The sequence below is a fragment of the Bacteroides stercoris ATCC 43183 genome, from assembly GCF_025147325.1.
In the GTDB taxonomy this organism is placed as follows: Bacteria; Bacteroidota; Bacteroidia; order Bacteroidales; family Bacteroidaceae; genus Bacteroides; species Bacteroides stercoris.
Genome location: NZ_CP102262.1, coordinates 2,215,413 through 2,237,529, shown reverse-complemented (window position 1 = coordinate 2,237,529; position 22,117 = coordinate 2,215,413). Strand labels below are relative to the sequence as shown.

Sequence of the window (22,117 nt, the reverse complement as noted above, 5' to 3'; positions counted from 1 at the left end):
AACACAATGTTAAAGTTGATATCGAGTTTTCTATTTATGAAAAAGACAATGTGTACTTTATCAGATGCTTACAAAGCAGAACAGTTTATAATTTCAATACTACTATTTATTTGACCGATACCAACACCCTTACTTAATCTCTCGCCCTAACGCATCTACCCAAATATTGTTTCCTTTGTGATAAATCATAATGCCTGTTGTACTACTTTCTGTAGTCTTTCTGTCAGTACAAAAATAAGAAAAACCAATTGCAGAGTTTAAAGGCTTCTCTTGAAAAGAACCAACACATTTAGTATTCACAGCCTCTACCTTAGATAATTTGGTAACTTCCAAAGCATCATCACTAGATATAGTTAAAAGATAGATGCCAGGCTCATCAATCGGGTATGTTTCATTCTGCTCATTCTTTAAAATACATCTACCCTCATACATAGATATTAGTTTAAAATTACTATATAATACTTTTTTAGAGTAAGTTATAACAGAAGGTTTGGAACCAGAAGTTCCAAATGTAAAGAAATCAACATCTGTTATATCTTTCTCTAAATCAGACATATTTGCAGAATTAAAATAAGCTTTTTTATGAACAAATGAATGATTCAAATCTTCATCAAAAATCATAGGTGTAAGCTCATTATTAAAACTAATTTGAATCTTTTTCTTAGGTCTATGAGTAGAATATATTACGTTTCCTTTAGCATCTTCCACAATAAAGGATCTACAACCTCCACTTAGATAAATTTCCAAATAGGGTGCTATGCTAATAGCTCGTTTATCTAATTGCAAAATAAACTCATCCAAAAATACACTAAGATTTATTATCTTACTACAATTAATTGTTCCATCTGGACTGGAAGATCCTTCTGTCCAAATTTCAGAAATGCTCTTTTGAAGTCGTTTATTAACCGCTCCCTTACTATTATGATCATAATACCATAAAAATGATTTATTCTGCTGCTGATAATTACTATATTGTTTCTTTACATCATAAGATTTTTGATTATACTGATATACACTATACATACTTCTTATTTCTGTTGTATTACAATCTTTGATTTTGAATTTAGATGCTTCAACATATGACTTTAAATCTATTAGAACGTTTGTACAATTATCCATTTCTATATAAGTTGAATTTCTTATTGATTCGGACATCCTTATATAATTAAATCTATCTACAGACCATTTGTACAAAGACTTAATAGGACAATCAATATCTTCAAAACCAATACTATTAAACACATTTCCATTAATAGCATCAAATTTATTTCCGCGTCCATATTGCATGATGCCATTTTTGCCAGATAATCGGCCTCCATTAAACTGATTTTCATTAATCCATAATCCCTTGCCTTCATCTGCTCCATTCACATCAAATACGATACAATCATCGCATTGTTCTATATGTTGCCACGTAAACACACAATATTGTATACCAGAGTATGTAGCATTTTCAGGATCTCCAGCATCAAATTTTACTCGCGGATACAAATTGATACCTTTATTAAAGTTTGATATTTTAAATATATTAAATGTGGCATTATATACATTATTACTCAATTTAATAGCGGAAGCATTTCCTAATGCTATTTTATTTCTATTTCGTAAAGAATGTATGTCCAATTGTATCCAATGTTTAGTTATAACAAAAGCATCATAGTTTCCGTTAGTTTCTACATTACTCAACTTAATAGTTTGATTTAATGTCTTTATCATAACAGGAGAAGCTAAATAATAACATCTTCCATTCCCCTCCCAGTTCAAAATATTAGAATTAAAACAAACATTAAAGATTGGTGCATTATCAAAATTTCCATCTCCAATAGCCCCCATCCATTCTACATAAAAATGATTTGAAAAATCTCCTTTAAATGATATTGATTTAAATATCTGATATAATCCGGCTCGTATATTAGTATTACAACCTTTTATACAGCCATTTTGTACACTTCCGCCTTCAAACTGAAGTGTACTCCCTTGTGGAACAATTAATTCCCCACCATCCAAATCATAGTCATACTGAATAACATATGTTGTATTAGGCTCATTCATCATAGCTTGTGTTAATACATTTTTCCCCAATACAATATGTTTCCTTAAAATTTTATATCCCTTTCCACTAAAATCAAGAGGGTTATATTTACGGTCAGCTCGTTTTAAGACTCGTATTCCGTTTCCATTATCAACACTTGTAATATCTTCTTCATCAGCGGTACTAACTGTTTTACCTATATTTGACTCTGCTATGCAACGTTTAATCGTTCCTATTAAAGTTTCCGAATTAATACCTAATGAAAAAGTACTTGACATCTCTTCTTTTCTCCAAACTTTTACATCACTCCATGTACCTCCATTAAAAACCCATGTTTCTAAACTACCTGAAGCATTAATAAAAGAACAGCGTACATCCTTTTTTCTTAGTTCACTAGGAATTTTTGTTATAGCCATATTTAAAGTGTACTTGTTACTACCATTAATACCACCTTTAGGACACAAGACGGACACATTAATATCTCCAACCGACAAAAAATCATTACTTAACGATAACTCACCCAATAGAGTTCCGCCGTTCATCCTCATAGGGAATATGAAGATAAAGCAAAGCATTGTGTTTAGCACATAAGCTAATGAGATTCTATAATTTGTATTATACTGTTTCATATTAAAAAATTTCAGCAAATATATTGTATACTTGTAATCATCATTTTTGACTTAAAATAAAAAAGCATGACAGATTATTACCATCACGCTTTTACCTTAACTAACAAATAAATATGCATGCATTTTCTTTTCTTTGAACATATTATAATCATCATTACAATGCGAAAATTCTATCTTTATGAAGTCTCCCAAGAGATTCTATCAAAGATTTGCTTCTATCCAATCAAGAGATTCTTTTCGCAATTTTCCCAAATTTATTTGTTCTTGTTCTTTATCATAAAAAGGATTAGCATGAGTAATTTCTTCATTTACTCTCAATCTACACTGATTCAATTTAACTTGCTCCAACAAGCTACTTTGTCTATCATCACCATTAGTCGGAGTTATTGACAATAAAGGAACACCGTAATTTAATGCAAAAGCAGTACCATGAAAGGAAGAAGTCACAACCAAAGATGCTTGGGCAAAATAATCAAGAAATTCCGATATAGTAGATTCTGTTGCATCTTCAATCTTCAAATTCTTTACATATGGATCGTGACCTTCGTATCCCTCCAATGCTATAATTTTACACTGCAACTTATCTTGATAATATTTTAACACATCATATATATACGGACACGGTTCGAAAGCATATCTTAGTAAATATAATAGTATATATTTTTCTGATTTCAAAGATTTCTTACGTAGAACATCCCACTGATTAGCACTAAGCAACAACGTTGGATCTAAAACTAATTGTGAATTTCTCAAGCCTAACTGTGACAAAATTTCTATACCATGCGCTTCTCTTACAGATAAAGCAGAAAACTTAGAAAGTTCTTTTCTAAATATTTCTATATATTTTCCATCTAATAATTTACATGCAAAACTAGATGCTATAGATATTTTCTTCTTATCCGTATGAGCAAATTCCAAAAGAAAAGTAGGGTCACAATTCGTGTATTTAGTATTCCATACTTGATCACTTCCTATAATATAAACATCATACATAGTACCTTCATTTTCTTCCATATCTTTCAGAGTACCATAAGGTGAGGTAAGATGAATATGGCTTTTTACAAATTTTTTCAAAAGTTTCGCCTTACGGTGTTTAGCTTTCAAGCCCAACCAATTTCCTACTTTACTTTTAAAACTCATTTCTGGTACTCCATGTCCTTTAGCCCATTCTCCTCTATTATGATCATAGTTAAGTACCCGACACTTATATCCAAACTGTTCTACAACACATTGCGTAGCATATGTTTGTAGAACACTGCCAAAATTAGGTACAGTAAAAATAGTTACTATCAGTGCTTGTTGCATATTATTATTTAAAGATTTTATTAAACTTCCCTATAATTCTACTAAAAAAGACCAATTGTTTCATTGAAACGGATTGTAATTTAGCAAAAAAAATAACAAATGACCATCCCATAGGATATTTTATCTTAGTTTTTATTTGCCCTTCTGCTACTCTTGCAAATGGATACTCAACTAATTCACAATTCACATTATTCAACACATCCATTCCTTGTTGAGTAAATGCAACGCAAGCGGTTACACCTTTGTCTTCTTTAGCATAAGTCTCTCCCCACATATCACCAATACGAATATCTGCAGATGAATGATCATATTTGAATTTACAATATTTATAACATGCTTTACCCAAGCAGTTATTACCTAAAAACATATTATAAAAGGTATCTCCTTGGGTCCATCGAGAATTAACACATCCTTTTTTCTCTTTTATTAATAAATTGTAAGAATCATACCAATCAACAACTTCTCCTCTATCTGATGGACTAATAGTCATCGCCCATGAATCATGCCATCCATTCTGTTTGTTTCTCCAGGATACAAAATCTATATTTCCCAATTTATCCTGTTGTTCCTTAATATATTTATCCCAAACAAATTTACTTGGCACACCGTGACAAAAAAAGTCCAATAACACAAAATTTTCCTGACACTTCATTTTATTGATATAACGGCGAAGCGAATCTATCTGACAAGGAGTTCCAGAAACCAAAAATTTGTCCTTTCTATTGATCTCCTTAAATCCTGACAATGTATAGCTTTGGATATACTTACTCCCCATAGATAAAATAAACTCATCTACAGAAGAAGCGACATAATGTTCGGCTTTAGCTCTTTTAACATCATATTTTACCCCTATAGCTTTATACCCCTTGCCAATCAGATATCTCCCAATTTCGAATCCAACGCCACCACTAGCACATATATGCCGCACACTTTTTTCCTTACTCCATGCTCCATAAGAAACTTTTGGAAGTTCATTCAAAGCTATTTCTGAGTGATTATAAGAACACACTTCAAGGCACAATCCACAATTTACACATTTGGCTCCATCTGTAATATAAGGTTCATAGAAACCATTAGAATTAAGACGAACGTCAATTATCTTTTTAGGACAAGCAATTGCACAAACAGCGCAACCATAACATGAATGTATATGAGAAATATTATTCATTAATATAATTTTTAATCATTTCTTCAAACGTTTTTACCAACAAAATACTACTATTTTCTCTTTAGAAATTTAGTTCGTATTGTTCGCATAACCATTTCTTTTTCACTTTTACACGTTCCACAAACATATATTATACAGCACATAATAGGCACAAATAATATAAATAAAAGCAATCTATAATATCCTCCTGTTCCTGCATAGATGTATAAGGCTATAGGTAAAGATAATGCTGTTACAAACACAATGGGAAATATCACCTCCCTAACATAGTTACGAATTGAGAATTGCAAGTAATATTTAACAAACAAGACACGAACTCCGACTGTAAAACCTGTAATAACAATTTGTATAATTAAGACTACACTTGGAACATATCCATACATTAAAAACAAATAACTAACAGGTAAATTCAATAATAAGCAAATACCAGTAACAATTTGAAATCTTTTAATTTTTCCACCTGCTTGCATGGCTGCCCATAATGGTCCTGTTAAAGAGTCAACCAAACAAAATACAGAAGTTAATATCGCAAAAACAGCTGTATGCTTAGGAGGATTTTCTAACCATATCTCTAATATTAAGTCAATATTGAAAATTATAGGAAATACAATTATCAACATTAAAAAATAGGAATATTTAGATATACGGTATACCAATGTTTTAAAATATTCATAATCACCCAAAGCATAAGATTTTACTATTTGAGGATTAACAGCCAACTGCAAATTTCCAATAAAAGAAACAACAGCATTACGTATTTGATTGGTAATACCTAATACTGCATTGATCGATACTCCCCAAAAAAGATTTAAAATTATATTAGTTCCTTGCTTATAGCCCACATCTGCCAATCCGCCAAATAAATTCCAGACAGAAAAACTCGTTAATTCCACAAAAAGTTTTTTATTTGTTTTCAAATAAAATTTATTAGCTACAAGAAATCTATGACAATAATACCAATAAGCAATATCGATAATAATAACAACTAGCAACAATAAAACAGAATAAACAACTAGTTTATCACCTGATGTTATTGCCAATACCCATACAACCAACAGCTTTAAGAATGTTTCCACAATACTTATATAGGCAAAGAAGGCCATCCGCTCATTAGCTATAATACTAGCATTATAAGGAATACGAATAATATTCACACTGGTTGTAGCAATTGCTAACTGATAAATTACATTGGTAGCATACATTCTATCCACAGGAATTTCCAACTTAGTATTTACAAACCAAAGTCCAACCGTTTCTGCAACAAAAACAATAAAAAGAATTAAAATAAAATGAGAAAGAAGTGAAGTAGAGAAAATAGACTGGATATATTTTTCATCTCCTTTTCCGATGGCTACGCTCAAATACCGCTGCGTAGCGGTAACCATGGCATTACTTAAAAAAGAAAATAATACAACTACACCAGCCACCAAATTATAAATACCAAAATCTTCTACCCCTAATTCATTCAGAATAACTCTACTGGTATATAAAGAAACCACCATGATAAGAATCATTCTAAAATAGAGTAACAACGTATTTTTAGCTATTCGTTTACTATTTGACTCTTGATTAGACATACTCTAAATTTATTAATAACAAAATTATTAAAAACAACTACTTAGCGAAACAGTACAACCCATTCTATTGCCTATGACAATAATCACTAATAGTTCTTCTTTTATTTCTTTATTATAAAATGATATTATTCTAAAATCAAGTTCTGCAAATAGCAAACTAAATCGGCACAACAATACTTGTAGTCTATATAAAAAATATAAATCAGCAATCTTAAACTTGTAATCTACAAAAAAACAAAAGACTCCAGAAAAATAAATCCTAGAGTCTTTATAACTGTGCCTTGTACACCCTCAGGGATTCGAACCCTGGACCCACTGATTAAGAGTCAGTTGCTCTACCAACTGAGCTAAGAGTGCGTTTATTTGCTTTATGTAGTGGATACGAGAATCGAACTCGTATTGCATGCGTGAGAGGCATGTGTCCTAACCGTTAGACGAATCCACCAAGTTTTTTTTAGAAAAGCATCGGTTCTTTCAGACCGATGCTTTCAGTTCCTTGCGGAAGCTGGGGGATTCGAACCCCCGGTACGGTTACCCGTACGTCAGTTTAGCAAACTGGTGGTTTCAGCCACTCACCCAAACTTCCTTAGTAACCAACATTTGTTCTCAAATGCGGTGCAAATGTATGGCAAACTTTTGGACTATGCAAATCTTTCCCGCATATTTTTTTCAGTATTTTTGCAGGAAAAGAGATAACACGCTAACACTCAAAACACAATACGCTGTTTAATTTTTCGGCAAAAAGTATTTTCTCAGGCACCTTTTAGAGTATCCCCGTTCAGTTTCCCTATCTTTACCTGCACACACCCGTTTACTTCCCATAAAGAAAACCGGCCTTTCCTCCCTAAGCATTATCTTATAAAACTCTTGCTTGCCCATTTCATGCTGTACCAACGGCGCACAAAAATAGCCCCGCGGATATTTTCATCCAGCAAAAACGCTACCCACATGCCGCAAATGCCCCAACCCAACGGAATGCCGAACAGATAGCCAAGCCCTACGGCTACACTCCACATCACCACCAACCCTACATAGAACGGATAATTCACATCGCCCGCCGCACGCAGCGCATTCGTCGCGAAGATATTGACAGGACGCCCTATCTCCAGCACAATATCAATAACCAGAATGGTAACCCCCATCTTTATAATCTCGGCATTGGACGTCAGCCAACCGAAAATAACATGTCCGAAAAGAGCAAGAATACAAGACAGAATCACGGTTATCATCACCGACTTCTTCATTACATATTTCCCCATCAGGAAAGCCGCCCGCGGTTTCTTCTCCCCTATCAGATGCCCGATGCATATCGCCCCGCCCTGTGCCATGGAGATGCTAAACAGATAAGCAAACATGATGATATTGACACAATAAGTACGCGTGGCAAGCGCTTCCACTCCCAGCATGTTAATGAAATAAGTAATCACCACCTGCGACGAACTGTAAGAAAGCTGCTCGCCGGCAGAAGGCAGCCCCACCTTCATCAGGTTCTTCAACTCCACCCAAGGGAACGGACGGAAGTAGGCCGGCGGGAAACGGTGGATATGCTTGCGGAACAAGATTACAAACAGGATCACCATGGACACCCCTCTACTGAAAGCCGTAGAGATGGCCGCCCCCTCCACTCCCAATTCCGGAAAGCCGAAACGTCCGAAAATCAAGGAATAGTTACCTATTATATTCAGCACATTCACCACCACCGTCACCAGCATCGGATACACCGCCTTGTTGGCGCTGCGCAACGAAGCGGAAAGAGTAAGCGACAATGCCTGGAAAAAGGCGAACGCCCCTACAATACGCATATAGTCCATGCCGTCCTGCATCAGTTCGGGCCCCAGCCCCATCAGCCGCAGGATAGGCTCCGCACACCCAAACAGCAGCATGCTGATGCCTACACCCACCGCGAAGTTCACCAGGAGAGATACTCCCACCACCTGCACCACCTGTTTATGCAGCCGTGCGCCGAGATACTGCGAACACAACACGGAAGTACCGAGATTAATCACCTCAAACACCAGGAAAGTCAGCATGATAATCTGATTGACCACCCCTACGGCAGCCACACTGTTGTCCGAATGGCGGCTCAGCATAACGGTATCCACCGCGCCAAGCATCATGATTAATAATGTCTCTATGAAAATGGGGGCCGCCAGCCTGGCAAGCCGTTTCTTCAGATTCTCCTGCTGTATCATTGTTGTAGAAGCGCTATGATAAAAATCGTGCAAAGATACGGAAAGGAAAGGGAGAACAACTTGACGCATATCAAATATTTTTTGCTACCTTTGCCACGCTAAATGACACCCAAACCTGCATAACCATTATGGACACATTACTCAAAGAAACAGTGAATGCCACCGTCAACTCCCGCTATCCCGGCATGGCGCCCGAAGGCAGACGGCAGTTGGAAGAAATCCTGATCCGCAGAGAAGTGGAAAAAGGCGAACTTTTACTGAAAGAGAGACAGGTAAGCCATAATATCGTACTCGTTGGCAAAGGCATGTTGCGCCAGTTCTATTACAAAAACGGAAAAGACGTCACCGAGCATTTCTCCTACGAAGGATGTATCGTCATCTGCATTGAAAGCACGCTGAAGAAAGAGCCCACCCACCTCATGATTGAAGCGCTCGAAGACAGCGTGGTCTACCTGCTGCCCTATGACAAGCTGATGCTTCTTACCGAAATATCGTGGGAAATCAATATGTTCTATCGCAAGATACTCGAATATTCCCTTATTGTTTCACAAATCAAAGCTGATTCCTGGCGGTTCGAGACAGCACGCGAACGCTACAGCCAGCTGATGGAACAACAGCCGGAAGTCATCAAGCGCGCCCCTCTGTCGCACATAGCCTCCTACCTGCTGATGACTCCAGAGACCTTAAGCCGGGTACGTTCGGGCATACTCTGATTTTTACGGGAATGCCCGGACCGGTCATAATCTGAATCCATATAGAATATTTACCCTTTCTATATACGGAGTCCCTTTGAATTTTCTTCAAAAAGAACTTCCCAAAGAAGCTGAACAAAATTTAAACGGACTCTTAAACCCGTCTTATCTCAAATCTTTTTTTGAGATAGCTTGTTTATCAAGCTCGTTATCCAACTTAAAATTCAGATTATGACTACCATATACACTTTTGCGCAAAGCGCAATCGAAGAAGCCAGAAGCGCCGGCCGCTACGGCACAGCCAACCTGTATTCCGGCGCCATCAACAGTTTCCGGAATTTTACCGGCGACATCCCCCTTACCTTCAAGGAAGTGACGGCGGGAATGATAAAACGATACGAAGAAAGCCTGTTGCAGAAAGGCCGGCGCCACAATACCATCTCCGCCTATATGCGCATGCTGCGTTCCATATTCAACCAGGCATACCAGCAAGGCATTCCCGATACGATACCTGCCGACGAGCTGTTCCGCTTCGTATTCACAGGCTACGAGCCTACCGCCAAACGTGCCATCTCCCCCGCCCTTATACGGCGTCTCTCGCAACTGAATCTGGAACACTCCCCCCACCTGCGCTTCAGCCGCGATTTATTCCTGCTCAGCTTCTACCTGAGAGGCATTCCGTTTGTCGACCTGGTTCATCTCCGCAAAACGGACATGAAACACAATACCATTTACTACTACCGCCGCAAGACCCGCCAGCAGCTATCGGTCTACCTCGAACCGTACGCCGCCGAGATTCTGCGACGCTACACCGACAAGCACTCCCCCTCTCCTTACCTTCTGCCCATACTCTCAGCGGTCGGTCCGGAAGGCTACCGGCAGTACAAAAGCGCTCTGCGTCTTTACAACCAGCACCTGCACCGGCTATCCAAGATGCTGCGCCTGAGTGTGCCGCTCACCTCCTACGTGGCACGCCACAGTTGGGCCACCACCGCCAAAGAAGAAGGAGTAGCCATTGCCATGATAAGCGAAGGGCTGGGACATAGTTCCGAAAAGGTGACACACGTATACCTCTCTTCTTTTAACAATAATGCAATGAGCAAAGCCAACCGGAAGGTAATTTCCACCATTCACTCCAAAAAGAAAAAGAGAAAAAAAAGGGAATAGAATAAAAATAGCATGTAAATTAATATTACTTGCTATATAAAATTGTTTCATAGATAGTTCATTCTCTTACTTACAAGGTAAGAGAATGAATAAAATACTGTAAAAAAGCTTTTTATAATAACATAAAAAGCACTTTTCCCATTGTATCCCTTAGGCTTCTATAAAGGCATGGAAGCGAAATGACATTTTTGAAACTTTGTTAAACAAAAGCAATGTACACAATGAGACATGTAAATATTTAATACTTTTAAAATATGTTTTATGCCTTTTTATGAGTAGTTATGATGGGTATTCGAGATTTAAAAATAAATATTTTTTTGCTTGTAATGATAATATTTTTCATACCTTTGCAAACGAAATAATGGTTCTCTTACCTTGTAAGTAAGGGAATAGGCTATCTCTTACCTTGTAAGTAAGAGAACCCATAATTAATCATAACAAATAAGACAGGAAAATCAATTATTTTATTTACAAAAATTCAATGATTGATAAGACATTACGAAGATCATGAAACAAATTTTGCGTTTCAACAAAATTATCAAGAGTATCATCATTGCCGGTGATTTATGCATTCTCAATGCACTCTTTGTAACCTTGTACTATGTATTGGACACAGATACCCAGCGTATCCTTCTCTCCGATTCACTGCCGCAATTGTTGGTATTGTTGAATTTGGTCTATCTCTTATGTAACTATTCCAAAGGAGTCGTGCTTCATCGCCGCATCGTACGTGCAGACCACATCGTAATGCGTGCCGTACGCAATACATTCTGCCATGCGGTAGTATTCATCAGCCTTATCACGCTGGTGCATTTCGGCAGCTTGTCTACACGCTTCCTCGTTATATTCTATACGGCATTCCTTGCACTGCTTGTATTATACAGACTCATATTCAGGCATTTCGTCAAGATATACCGCCGCAAGGGAGGCAACCGTCGTACTGTTGCACTTGTGGGCGATGGATTCAATATGGTCGAACTCTACGAAGAGATGACCGCCGACCCTACTTCCGGCTTCAAGGTAGTGGGCTATTTTGCCGAGCATCCTTCCGACAATTATCCGAAGGAATGCCGCTATCTGGGCACTCCCCAAGAAGTAATCCCTTATCTTAAGAAAAGTAAGGCCGAACAGTTGTACTGCGGTCTTACTTCCTCGCATAGCAAAGAGATTCTGCCCATCATCAGCTACTGCGAAAACAACCTGATTCATTTTTACAGCGTGCCCAACGTACGCAACTACCTGAAACGGCGCATGCACCTTGAACTGATAGGAAGCGTACCTGTGCTGGACATTCGTCAGGAACCGTTGGCGCAACCCGAAAACCGGTTGGCAAAACGCCTGTTCGACATCGTGTTCTCACTATTGTTCCTATGCACAATCTTTCCTATCATCTTCATCATAATAGGACTGGCTATCAAGATAACCTCGCCCGGACCTATCTTCTTCAAGCAGAAGCGTAGCGGCGAAGAGAACAAGGAGTTCTGGTGCTATAAGTTCCGTTCCATGCGTGTCAACAAGGACAGCGATAAGGTGCAGGCTACTTTAAACGACCCGCGCAAAACCCGTTTGGGCAATTTCATGCGCAAAACAAGCATTGACGAACTGCCACAGTTCATCAACGTTCTGTTAGGCGACATGTCCGTAGTAGGTCCCCGCCCGCACATGCTGAAACATACCGAAGAATACTCCAAGCTGATTGATAAGTATATGGTACGCCACCTTGTCAAACCCGGCATCACCGGTTGGGCGCAAGTCACCGGCTTCCGCGGAGAGACCAAGGAACTCTGGCAAATGGAAGGACGCGTGGAGCGTGACATCTGGTATCTGGAACACTGGACATTCATGCTCGACCTGTACATTATCTACAAAACCGTGAAGAATGCGGTAAAAGGAGAAAAAGAAGCCTACTAAAACGAGTTGAAAGCTGAGAGTTAAAAATCAAAACACATGAGAAAAAGAAAAAGTCTGATTATTTTATTGTTGTTGCCGCTATTGCTGGCAGGGTGTCAAAGCTATAAAAAAGTTCCTTATCTTCAGGATGCACTGCAAGAAGTTGCTGCCGGAGATACCGGCACAGCTGATATGCCGTTATATGATGCACGCATCATGCCGAAAGACCTACTTACTATCGTAGTGAGTTGCCCCGAAGAACCGGAATTGGCGATACCGTTCAATTTAACGGTGACGAGTCCATTAAGCAAAGAGAACAACTACCTGACAAACCAGCCTGTACTGCAACAGTATTTGGTAGACAATAAAGGTGACATAGACTTCCCTATCATCGGTAATATCCACATAGGCGGTCTGACAAAAAGCGAAGCGGAAGAATTGATAAAAGACAAACTCCAACCTCAATTCCGTGAAATACCCATTGTTACCGTACGCATGGTCAACTATAAAATCTCCGTTATCGGTGAAGTTGCCCATCCCGGCACATTTACCATCTCCAATGAAAAGGTAAACATTTTCGAGGCACTTGCCATGGCAGGAGATATGACCGTATATGGTATCCGCGACAAAGTAAAATTGATTCGGGAAGACAATCAGGGAAAGCGCGAAATCATTACCTTAAACCTGAATGACAGTGATATCATCAATTCGCCCTATTACTATTTGCAGCAGAATGACATACTTTATGTCACTCCCAATAAAACGATTTCCAAGAACTCCGGTATCAGTAATAGCACCACTATATGGATCAGCGTAGTAGGAACGCTCGTTTCATTGGCAAGTTTAATTACTACAATCATCAAATAACCACAACCGGAAAGCATCATCATTATAGTTTATTCAAGATTTTATGAAAGAAGAACTTTACGACGACATATTCGAAGACAAAGAGGAACAGATAGATTTCAAAGCCAGCCTTTTCAAGTACATCATCCGCTGGCCCTGGTTTGTTGCATCCGTCATTATCTGTATGGCATGTGCATGGATTTACCTGAAACAAAGCACCCCTGCTTACAATATCAATGCATCTATCCTTATCAAGGATGAGAAGAAAGGCGGCATGTTAGGAAGCGAATTTTCAGGACTCGAAGACCTTGGACTCCTCAACCCGTCAAAAAACATCGACAACGAAATAGAAATTTTACAAAGCAAGTCCTTGATAAAGGATGTGGTTAATGAATTGGGACTCTATATCGACTACACGGCTTCCAAAGGTTTCAAAACCGTAGACCTTTACGGCTCATCGCCTATACTTGTCCACTATTCTCCCAAAGATGCAGAACTGCTCGATGCACCCATGTTGCTCACTGTCGGCTATCAGAAAAACGGACAGATAGAAGTTAATGTAACTACCGGCAAGGGAAGCGACGAGGAAAAGACTTTCAATAAAAGTTTTACCGAATTGCCGGCAGTATTGTCCGGTGAAAAAGGCACTATAACTTTTATGCCCAATTCACAAGTTCCCATTACAGAGAACGGAAAGCTCGAAATCACAATCCAACATCCGCTTGCCGTGGCAAAAAACTACCGCAAGGCACTTGCCATTGAACCTACCAGCAAGACCACCTCTGTGGCTACCATATCAATAAGCAATACGAATAAAAAACGCGGCGAAGACTTTATCAATAAACTGGTAGAGATATACAACCGCGATGCCAATGACGACAAGAATGAAGTGGCTCAAAATACCGCCCGCTTTATCGATGAACGTATCGCCATTATCAATCAGGAATTAGGAACTACCGAACAGGAGTTGGAAAGTTTTAAACGCGAATCCGGGCTGACCGACCTTAGCAGTGATGCCAAACTTGCCATTGCTGAAAAATCCGGATACGAAAAGCTATGCGTGGAAAACGGCACACAATTGAATCTGATAAAATATCTGTCCGATTATCTTAACAAACCGGAGAATGCCAATACTACATTGCCGGTCAATGTAGGCTTAGATGACGAAGCGCTCACATCTTTAATATCCCAATACAATGCACTGATTCTGGAGCGCAACCGTCTGCGCCGCGCTTCTTCCGACTCCAACCCTGTAGTCCGCCGGCTCGACAGCAACATCGACGATATGCATGCCAGCCTTCTGACTACCATCAATAGCGTATACAAGGGATTGCTCATCACTAAAGCCGACCTCGACCGCCAGGCAGGCAAATATGCCGGTCAAATCAGCAATGCTCCTGCACAGGAACGCCGCTTTGTCAGCATCCAGCGCCAGCAGGAAATCAAGGCGGGACTTTACCTGATGCTGTTGCAGAAACGCGAAGAAAACAATATCGCACTTGCCGCCACCGCCAACAACGCTAAAATCATAGATGACGCATTGGCGGATGATGTACCCATATCGCCCAATAAAAAGATAATTTACCTGGCAGCCCTGGTACTCGGTTTCGGCATTCCGGTTGCCATCATCTACATACTGAGCCTGCTCAGCTACCGCATCGAAGGACATTCTGATGTCGAAAGACTTACGCGTGTTCCTGTTATCGGCGATGTTCCCTTGAACGACTCCGATGAAAAGTACGCCATCGCCGTCCGCGAAAACGACAACGACATCATGGCAGAGACTTTCCGCAGCCTGCGCACCAACCTGCTTTTCATGTTGGGCGACCCTGACAAGAAAGTAATTCTCGTCACCTCCACCACAAGTGGCGAAGGAAAGACTTTCATCGCCTCCAACCTCGCTGTCAGCTTGGCGCTATTGGGTAAGAAAGTAGTCATTGTGGGACTTGATATCCGCAAGCCGGGATTGAACAAAGTATTCCATATTTCGCACAAGGAACGCGGCATCACCCAATATCTGGTTGCTCCACAAAGTACAGACCTGCGAAGCATGATACAGTCTTCGGACCTGTCTGCCAACCTCCACATCCTACCTGGCGGAACTATCCCGCCCAACCCCACGGAACTGTTGGCACGCAAATCCCTGGACGATGCCATCGAACTGTTGAAAAAAGACTACGACTATGTCGTGCTCGACACTGCCCCTATCGGCATGGTCACCGACACGCAGCTCATAGCACGCGTTGCCGACATCAGCGTTTACGTATGCCGTGCCGACTATACGCATAAGAACGACTACCAGCTCATCAACGAGCTGTACGCCAACAAGCGTTTGCCCGGTCTGTGCACTGTTATCAACGGCCTGGACATGAAAAAGAAGAAGTACGGCTACTATTACGGCTACGGCAAGTACGGCAGGTACTACGGCTATGGCTACGGGTACGGTTATGGCGATACTTCCGATTCGAAATAAGATATTCACCCCATAAGCCTGGGGAACTTCTACATGCAATGCTGTCCTTGTTTCCGGGCTTATTTTTTGTTTGTTTGCTTGTATGCTGTGGCAGCAGAGCGCTGCTGCCCGGCATACTTTTTAACCCAACCGAACGTAAAAAACAATGCAGAATACGAATCACATAGAAACAAAAACCAATACAGCACCCCGCCAATGGCTGGTGGCCTATGTACAGTCGTGCCTTGAGAAAAAGACTGCACAACGGCTTGCCGCTATGGGCATCGAGTGCTACCTGCCCGTCCAGAGCGAGATTCGCCAGTGGAGCGACCGCCGCAAACGGGTAGACCGTCTTGTGATTCCCATGATGATATTCGTGCATGTCACTCCGCAGGAACGGCCGCTCCCCCTGAGCCTGCAGGCGGTCAGCCGCTATATGGTACTGCGCGGCGAAAGCACCCCTGCCGTTATCCCCGACGAACAGATGGACCGGTTCCGCTTCATGCTCGACTACAGTCCCGAAGCGGTGGAAATGTGCAGCGCCCCGCTGGCTCCCGGCGATGCCGTGAAAGTAATAAAAGGGCCGCTTGCCGGACTCGAAGGAGAGCTTATCACTGTGAACGGGAAAAGTAAAGTTGCTGTGCGGCTGGATATGTTGGGGTGCGCGCATGTGGATGTACCTATAGGATTTGTCGAGAAAAAGGGGGAGGGAATGGAAGGACAAAAGAACAAAAAGACAAAAGAAATACAGAAGAGGAGGCAACAAGAAGAAAAGGCTGTACGATGATTTTACTATCACCCTACAGCCTTTTCAGCATCCCGCTATCAGAATTCCTTCCCTACATCAAAGCAGGGACATTGCTTGGTCCACTCCATGGGTTCCACTTCCCCGTTTCCGTTCAGGTCGGGACTGAGGTCCCTGTGCCCCACTACACACGTACCGGGATATTCCTGTAATAACTTTCCCACCAGCACACTCAGCGAATGTCGCTGCCACTCTGTCCTCGTATCTTTCGGATTTCCGTAACGGTCCAGCCCACCTTCATAACAGATGCCTATCGAGTGAGCATTGTAGCCCCGCGCATGCGCCCCCACTTTGCTTACCGGACGGGTAGCCAGGACTCTTCCGTCACGCCGCACATAGAAATGATACCCCGTTCCGTCGAACCCTATAAGCCTGTGAGAAGCCTCCAGCGCCTGTTCTGTCAACGCATAGTTCTCGCGCGTGGAGCTACAATGGATTACTATCAGGTCAATCGCTCTCATCTCCTAATAGTTCATCGCATTCGCACCAAACACACCCAGCACAGCCGAAGCCACTGCAATTACCACTTTCAAAATCGTATCCCAAAAACCTTTACTTTTTCCCATACTTCTTTTTTTCAATTTAAAAATTTAAAATTCATCATTCAAAATACCTTATCCTTATCCCAACGGGTTCTCTTCCTCACCGCCGGCATTTCCGCCGCCGTTGCCGCTACCGCCCGATGTCTTGTTGTCGTCGGACACCAGCTCGAAATTAATGTTGTTGGGTGCGCCCTTCGTGGTGGCAACCGAGTCATTCACCAGTCTGAGCGTAGTGGCGACCTTGAAATTAATCCGCACCTTGTCAATATTCTTCACCGTACAATCCTTGGGATTTTCCGTTGCTATGCAGTGAAACGAAGTGCGGAAAATTCCGAAATCATCCAGACGGACACTGTTGCCGTCGGTCAGCTTCTCGCGCATGTTTCTCACAATCGCCTTGCCCACGTGCAGCACATCCTCTGCCGACATACCTCCCAAAGCCTCTATTTCTTCCGAGATGCGTTTCAAATCATACATCTTCGCGTCGCGCGGTTTTCTTTTCAGGATATAAACCAACGGAGACGTCTTGTCGCCAATCTTTTTGTAGCGCTGTGCGCGTACCACCAATGCTGTTGCCATAATTTTTAAGTTTTAATTGTTAATTGTAAATCATTCATCGCTCAATCCGAAGGGGCCCTTTCTTCTGACCGGCGATACAAAGATAGCACCTTCCCCACCCGCTTCCGCCCCTTTCCGCTCCTTCGCACATCATTGCACACCATAAAGCGTTTTTCTGCAACTTATGACACCTTACGACGCAATAAACTGTCCTTTTTTCTTTCGCAAACCACTAATTTTCACTAACTTTACATCATAAAAACAAGTAATAAAGAACATGGAAAAATCCTCTTTCATCCCCCGCAGCTACAGCAAAAGCGAGCTGGCAATCTTATACAGTCCCAGCATCACGCCCAAGGCAGCCGTCCGCAAGCTCAACCGTTGGATAGCCTTCAAGCCCGGACTCCTGGAACAGCTTGCCGCCACCGGCATGCTTCCCAATGCCAAGTGCTACACTCCTATTCAGGTGCACGTCATCGTAGAAGCATTGGGAGAACCGTAGCCTCCGAAAAGCCAGGCGTTTAAAAACCGAATGCCCGGAGTTTGCATCTGAAACTCCGGGCATTCCAGCCTGAAACATGAGGCATTCCGGGAGCAAACACCCGGTCTTTCAAGAGCAAACTCACGGGGTTACCAGCCCCATCCACGGCAGCCTGTCCTTATCCAGAACCTTCCCCTGCATCTCGGTCATTATCTGCTCCTCCGATTCCCGTTCGTCATACCGCCCGCACGGCTGCCTCACAAACAGCACGCTTCCCGTCCGGCACAAATCCTGGTCGCGCACTTTCAGCATATCGAGCCGGGTATAGCGCCTGTCCGGTTCCTCGATGCGGCTTATGGAAAAGATGAAATCGGCAAGGTTCGCCCAATTGGCGCTGCCCGAAATGGTGTACATATCTATCTCCTCCAGCTCGTTCTTCCCGTTCAGCTTTTTCAGGCTGCGGGGATGCGCCACGATAATCACCCAGACACCGTTGTTACGCCCCCACGCCTGCATCTGCGTCAGCATGCCCTTGATGGCCTGCGTCTCCGTGTTGTAGCGTCCGGTTTCCATTTCCATGAAGAGGTACGGGTCGATGATGAGGTACTTCAGCGGCATGGCGCGTTTCACCCGCTCCGCGCGCTCTATGATGTTGGCGGGCGTGGGCGAAACCTCGTGCAGGTCCAGGTGCACCATGTGCCCGTCCAGGAAAGAGACGATGGGCTGCAACTGTTCGCGGGTGTATGCCGCCGTGTTCACCTTGCCCAGCATCAGGCGGATAAGATTTGCCATGTGTTTGTTCTTGTCGGGAACCTCAAAGGAGAGGTAGCACACGTTACGTCCCGTCTTGGCCATGAGGCGGCAGGTCAGGTCGTTCAGAAAATCCGTCTTGCCGCTGTTGGGCTTTCCGGTGGCAATTATCAGTCCGCCCTGGTCGGTTGGATGGAACACCCGGTCGGTAAGCGGACCGTAACCCACATCGTAGCCGTGGTCGTAATTGCCGTTCAGCACGTTCATAATCTCATCCGCACGTTCGCTCACGGTGATGATGTCCGACGTACGGTGCGGACATGCCGAACCGATAATCTCACGCACCACATCGGCGCCGTACGCCACAAGCACGTCGGATATGTCCTTGCAGCCGCCGGGCAGGACGGTGAACAGGCATCGCGTACCGAAATAGTCGGCAAGATGCTTCACAAGCGTCCTTCCGGGCAGGTCGCTGTCGCCGCAAATCACCAGCTCCTGCACCCGGTCCAGCCAGGGGCGGAAAGCCTCGAAGCCTTTGGAAAGGTCGCTTGCCGCGCCGTTGGGCACGCTGATGACATACGGGTAGCCCGCCTCGCGCAAAGTCAGCACATCCCTTTCCCCTTCGGTGACAATCAGGCGCGGAATATTCTCTTCGGCAATCAGCAGCGGGTTGATACAGTCGATGTTGTAAGGCGGGCAAGGTATGGTGGGCGAATCCTGGCTCCAGCATTTGGTATAGCCGGAAGCGGTGGCATCGCACGAGCGGTACTTCACATTGACGGGCTGCCCGTTGATATAGTTCACATAGGCGATGCACTGGTACATCATCCCCGCAGCATTCTTTTTATCCTTTCCGTCCTTGCTGTCCTTGCCTCCGAAGCAGCGGTGCACCAGGCAGCCGATACGTGCATCGATGGCTGTTTTCAATGAGATTCCCATATCGGCAAGATAACGGCGGGCGGCAAGCTGTCCGGTATCGGTGGTCTCCGGGTCATCGGTCAGCGGCTTGATTTTGGCGATTACCTCAGGCGACAGCCGTTTGTAGTCTTCGGGAAGCATCGATACCTCAAATGCGGCGTTCCCTCCGCCTGCCGATACCATACTGCCCGTCTCTCCTTTCCCGGCACTTCCCTTTGCCACCGGCGAAGCTCCCGCCGGACTCCCGGCATCCTGCCACCCCGTACTTCTGCGCTCTGTCCAAAAGTCCTTCAGCTTCCCGTGAAAGTCGCATCCCGCATAAAAGCAGCAGTACAATCCCGTATCGCGCGAAATGGCAAGATGTTTTTTCCCGCACTTGGGACACTCTGCTATATAATTCTTCCCCGCTCTTCTACGCTCGGGAAAATCACTCAAATAATAAAACGGCTTCATCCTCCGAAATTTATAATTTATAACTCATAAATCAAAACTCTCCCCATTCTCCGCTCAGCACGTTCCACTCCGCTCCCGCTCCCGGGCGGGGCGGGGCATTGTCCGGTATGTTCACCATCCCTTCCAGCGGGTCGTCGTAAAAGCGCAGGCCGCTTTCCTTATCCGTCCACTCAAACTCGCTGAGCGGGTGGTTGTTGCGTTGTTCACCCCGCATGTCGGCAATGCACTGCAACCGTTTCCGCCTTCCGGCATCCGCGGCATCTTTCAGCATCCGCAGTCCGCCGGCGGATTTCAGCAGGTTGTTCAGCCAGCACAGCCGCCCGACATGGGTGGATTTCATAAAGCGTTCCTGGCTTGCGAAGTAAGGTACCAACAATTCATTCACCAGGTACACCACGTTGGCGCAGGCATCTTCGCGCGCCAGTCCCTCCTTCTGCTGGAAGCTGTCGATGAGCGGAGTTAAAATCCGCATCTTATCCACCCGATTTTTGTTGATGAGGTGAAAGAAATTACGTGCGGCTTCCAGGCTTTTTTCCGCAGAAGAAATCCTTCCGGAGGAGGTATTATTCTTATTATCCTGTATAGTATATATATTATATATATCCTCCTGCGGTAATTTTACCGGTAAAGTTACCGGTAAAGTTTCCGCGGAATCATCCGTTTTTTCCTTCTCTTTCCAGAGGCAGGAATAGAACGAACTCATCCCGTACACATTGTCGCCGGGTACGATGCCGAACGCTCCGCTCAGCCTGACCGCTTCCACCAGATACCGCGCGTTCTTAAACTTCAGCGCCTTGCTGATATCATAGAAATTCTCCACGGGATAAACCGCATCCTCGTTCATGTAAGCGGTCATCCCCAACATCAGTTCCAACAGCTTTGCAATGGTGGAATCCGTAATTTTCCGACTTTTCCACTGCCCTATGGTCTTTTGCAGCTCCCGTACGGAAAGAGTAGTTTTATGTGCTTTCATAGCATTTATATTTTAATTTGTTTTAAAAACTGTTGCAAAGGTATACCTTTGTACCCAAATTACCTGTACCCACTATGTAGGTACAGGAATCAAATATTTCTATTTTATTAACTAAAACAAATTTATTATGAAATCGAACAGATTTATTTCCGATCATCCGGAATTCGGTGCATTCCTCAAAAAAGAACTGGAACAGCTTGATATCCGAAGAGAGGCATTCCGTTCCACCTGTCACATGAAGCAAAACTATCTTGAGGACATAAAAAAGGGCTCCATAATTATGAGGTAGACAGCTACGAGATCATTCTGAGCGCATTTAAAGAGTTCACAACGCCGGAAAACGCACAACGTATCTATCGGGAAGGGGTAAAGACTTTATTTCCTAAGCTGAAAGAGTAAAAATCATTACTTTCCGAAGAAGATACATTACCTCTTTCATATGCTTTTTTCTTCGGAAAGTTTTGTTTTTTTATGATTAATCTGTAATTTTGCAGGACATTTATCAATTATTGTTTTGGATTTCGTTTATCCTTTGAACATGGGATAAGCGAAAGCGTAGCGTACACATTTTATACAATATATAAACAAACGATTGTAAGCATAATTACAATACATTTGTCCGCAATTGCTACGCCATTTATCTCTTTAAAAAATCTACGTAAGAACAAGATATTGTAATCAAATATC

Annotated in this window: 18 protein-coding genes and 3 tRNA genes; 8 read left to right on the top strand and 13 right to left on the bottom strand. The window is 42.7% G+C overall.

Features of this window, described 5'->3' with window-relative positions:
- Positions 1 to 129 precede the first annotated feature (129 nt).
- The 8 genes from NQ565_RS09060 to NQ565_RS09025 all read right to left on the bottom strand — a co-directional run bounded on the left by NQ565_RS09060 (position 130) and on the right by NQ565_RS09025 (position 8,903).
- Positions 130 to 2,661: a hypothetical protein gene (locus NQ565_RS09060; RefSeq protein ID WP_005655223.1), complete on the bottom strand. Its 2,532-nt coding sequence runs from the start codon at positions 2,659 to 2,661 to the stop codon at positions 130 to 132.
- Positions 2,662 to 2,862: 201 nt separating this feature from the next.
- Positions 2,863 to 3,966: a polysaccharide pyruvyl transferase family protein gene (locus NQ565_RS09055; RefSeq protein WP_005655222.1), complete on the bottom strand. Its 1,104-nt coding sequence runs from the start codon at positions 3,964 to 3,966 to the stop codon at positions 2,863 to 2,865.
- 4 nt (positions 3,967 to 3,970) lie between these two features.
- Positions 3,971 to 5,134: a Coenzyme F420 hydrogenase/dehydrogenase, beta subunit C-terminal domain gene (locus tag NQ565_RS09050; protein ID WP_040315773.1), complete on the bottom strand. Its 1,164-nt coding sequence runs from the start codon at positions 5,132 to 5,134 to the stop codon at positions 3,971 to 3,973.
- A gap of 50 nt (positions 5,135 to 5,184) precedes the next feature.
- Positions 5,185 to 6,711, bottom strand: coding sequence for a lipopolysaccharide biosynthesis protein (locus NQ565_RS09045; RefSeq protein WP_005655220.1), 1,527 nt, complete (start codon positions 6,709 to 6,711; stop codon positions 5,185 to 5,187).
- A gap of 284 nt (positions 6,712 to 6,995) precedes the next feature.
- Positions 6,996 to 7,068: transfer RNA gene (locus NQ565_RS09040), tRNA-Lys, on the bottom strand.
- A gap of 16 nt (positions 7,069 to 7,084) precedes the next feature.
- Positions 7,085 to 7,156: transfer RNA gene (locus NQ565_RS09035), tRNA-Glu, on the bottom strand.
- A gap of 54 nt (positions 7,157 to 7,210) precedes the next feature.
- Positions 7,211 to 7,297: transfer RNA gene (locus tag NQ565_RS09030), tRNA-Ser, on the bottom strand.
- 265 nt (positions 7,298 to 7,562) lie between these two features.
- Positions 7,563 to 8,903 carry an MATE family efflux transporter gene (locus NQ565_RS09025; RefSeq protein ID WP_005655217.1) on the bottom strand — a complete coding sequence of 447 codons (1,341 nt, stop codon included), beginning with the start codon at positions 8,901 to 8,903 and terminating at the stop codon, positions 7,563 to 7,565.
- A 128-nt stretch (positions 8,904 to 9,031) separates the two neighbouring features.
- Here NQ565_RS09025 and NQ565_RS09020 point away from each other — a divergent pair, with 128 nt between their 5' ends.
- The 6 genes from NQ565_RS09020 to NQ565_RS08995 all read left to right on the top strand — a co-directional run bounded on the left by NQ565_RS09020 (position 9,032) and on the right by NQ565_RS08995 (position 16,737).
- Complete coding sequence (locus tag NQ565_RS09020) at positions 9,032 to 9,616, top strand: Crp/Fnr family transcriptional regulator (RefSeq protein ID WP_005655216.1); 585 nt, start codon at positions 9,032 to 9,034, stop codon at positions 9,614 to 9,616.
- A 210-nt stretch (positions 9,617 to 9,826) separates the two neighbouring features.
- Positions 9,827 to 10,762 (top strand): tyrosine-type recombinase/integrase, encoded by a 936-nt coding sequence (locus tag NQ565_RS09015; RefSeq protein WP_040315771.1) that lies wholly within the window; start codon positions 9,827 to 9,829, stop codon positions 10,760 to 10,762.
- A 507-nt stretch (positions 10,763 to 11,269) separates the two neighbouring features.
- Positions 11,270 to 12,673 (top strand): undecaprenyl-phosphate glucose phosphotransferase, encoded by a 1,404-nt coding sequence (locus NQ565_RS09010; RefSeq protein ID WP_040315769.1) that lies wholly within the window; start codon positions 11,270 to 11,272, stop codon positions 12,671 to 12,673.
- Between the two features lie 36 nt (positions 12,674 to 12,709).
- Positions 12,710 to 13,519, top strand: a complete 810-nt coding sequence (locus NQ565_RS09005) for a polysaccharide biosynthesis/export family protein (RefSeq protein ID WP_005655210.1) — start codon at positions 12,710 to 12,712, stop codon at positions 13,517 to 13,519.
- A 43-nt stretch (positions 13,520 to 13,562) separates the two neighbouring features.
- Positions 13,563 to 15,971, top strand: coding sequence for a GumC family protein (locus NQ565_RS09000; protein ID WP_005655207.1), 2,409 nt, complete (start codon positions 13,563 to 13,565; stop codon positions 15,969 to 15,971).
- A gap of 145 nt (positions 15,972 to 16,116) precedes the next feature.
- Entirely contained in the window at positions 16,117 to 16,737 is a 621-nt protein-coding gene (locus tag NQ565_RS08995) for a UpxY family transcription antiterminator (protein ID WP_005655204.1), read from the top strand.
- 38 nt (positions 16,738 to 16,775) lie between these two features.
- Here the strand turns inward: NQ565_RS08995 and NQ565_RS08990 are convergent, their stop codons facing one another.
- From NQ565_RS08990 to NQ565_RS08980, 3 genes are read right to left on the bottom strand one after another with little or no spacing between them, the layout of a single operon-like run.
- Positions 16,776 to 17,216: an N-acetylmuramoyl-L-alanine amidase gene (locus tag NQ565_RS08990; RefSeq protein WP_005655202.1), complete on the bottom strand. Its 441-nt coding sequence runs from the start codon at positions 17,214 to 17,216 to the stop codon at positions 16,776 to 16,778.
- 3 nt (positions 17,217 to 17,219) lie between these two features.
- Positions 17,220 to 17,321 (bottom strand): smalltalk protein, encoded by a 102-nt coding sequence (locus NQ565_RS08985; protein WP_151878525.1) that lies wholly within the window; start codon positions 17,319 to 17,321, stop codon positions 17,220 to 17,222.
- A 54-nt stretch (positions 17,322 to 17,375) separates the two neighbouring features.
- Positions 17,376 to 17,876 (bottom strand): HU family DNA-binding protein, encoded by a 501-nt coding sequence (locus NQ565_RS08980; RefSeq protein WP_005655200.1) that lies wholly within the window; start codon positions 17,874 to 17,876, stop codon positions 17,376 to 17,378.
- Positions 17,877 to 18,132: 256 nt separating this feature from the next.
- On the opposite strand from NQ565_RS08980, the gene NQ565_RS08975 reads away from it, so the two are divergent.
- Positions 18,133 to 18,357 (top strand): DUF4248 domain-containing protein, encoded by a 225-nt coding sequence (locus NQ565_RS08975; RefSeq protein WP_005655197.1) that lies wholly within the window; start codon positions 18,133 to 18,135, stop codon positions 18,355 to 18,357.
- Between the two features lie 120 nt (positions 18,358 to 18,477).
- Here the strand turns inward: NQ565_RS08975 and NQ565_RS08970 are convergent, their stop codons facing one another.
- Positions 18,478 to 20,457, bottom strand: a complete 1,980-nt coding sequence (locus tag NQ565_RS08970) for a bifunctional DNA primase/helicase (protein ID WP_005655194.1) — start codon at positions 20,455 to 20,457, stop codon at positions 18,478 to 18,480.
- A gap of 31 nt (positions 20,458 to 20,488) precedes the next feature.
- Positions 20,489 to 21,430 (bottom strand): hypothetical protein, encoded by a 942-nt coding sequence (locus NQ565_RS08965; protein ID WP_005655193.1) that lies wholly within the window; start codon positions 21,428 to 21,430, stop codon positions 20,489 to 20,491.
- Between the two features lie 127 nt (positions 21,431 to 21,557).
- Between NQ565_RS08965 and NQ565_RS08960 the strand changes: the two genes are divergently transcribed.
- Positions 21,558 to 21,719, top strand: a complete 162-nt coding sequence (locus NQ565_RS08960; protein WP_005655189.1) for a hypothetical protein — start codon at positions 21,558 to 21,560, stop codon at positions 21,717 to 21,719.
- Positions 21,720 to 22,117 lie beyond the last annotated feature (398 nt).